The 445-nt window shown below is 48.3% G+C and carries 1 protein-coding gene; it reads right to left on the bottom strand.

Annotated elements, in window-relative coordinates; translation table 11 throughout:
- Nucleotides 1-74: 74 nt before the first annotated feature.
- Nucleotides 75-359, bottom strand: a complete 285-nt coding sequence (gene tnpA, locus CWC16_RS19590) for an IS66 family insertion sequence element accessory protein TnpA (protein WP_138542701.1) — start codon at nucleotides 357-359, stop codon at nucleotides 75-77.
- Between the last annotated feature and the right edge of the window lie 86 nt (nucleotides 360-445).

The raw sequence follows: 445 nt of genomic DNA, 5'->3' as shown, positions 1-445 counted from the left end.
CGTCGTAAGACTTTCGCATATCGGTAGGGCGGGTACATAGCCACACCCTGACACCGGATTCTGGGAAGAACATGTCATTGGCGCATCCTGAGGATGACATTTCCGGGTAGTTCCAGCTCAATGTCCCATGCTTGTGATGGCTGATCAACAATGGGCAGCTCAACCCAATGGGGACTGTTTTCAGTGCCTGCTTTTTCAGTGGGCTTTAGTTTACGCTTCCAGTTATTGAAGGTAGCAAGGCAAAGTCCTTTCGAGCGGCAAAATTCAGACTGATTCACAGTACCGTGCTGTTGCTCACAAATCTGTGCTTGCCATTGCTCTTTGCTCAGTCGTTTCGGGGATGATGATGTTTGAGTCATGGTGAATTCCTGCGAATGATTGCAGGAGTAGCATGATCAGAAATCAGCAGGTTTTACAGACGTCCTTAAATGACCGGTTACCCTGT

The organism is Pseudoalteromonas sp. S3776, assembly GCF_005886915.1.
GTDB lineage: Bacteria > Pseudomonadota > Gammaproteobacteria > Enterobacterales > Alteromonadaceae > Pseudoalteromonas.
The sequence above is the reverse complement of the archived record's forward strand: the minus strand, read 5'-3'. Positions and strand labels throughout refer to the sequence as shown.

Coding starts and splice junctions, on each gene's coding strand:
- tnpA (WP_138542701.1), bottom strand. CDS start 359: ATGACTCAAACATCATCATCCCCGAAACGACTGAGCAAAGAGCAATGG.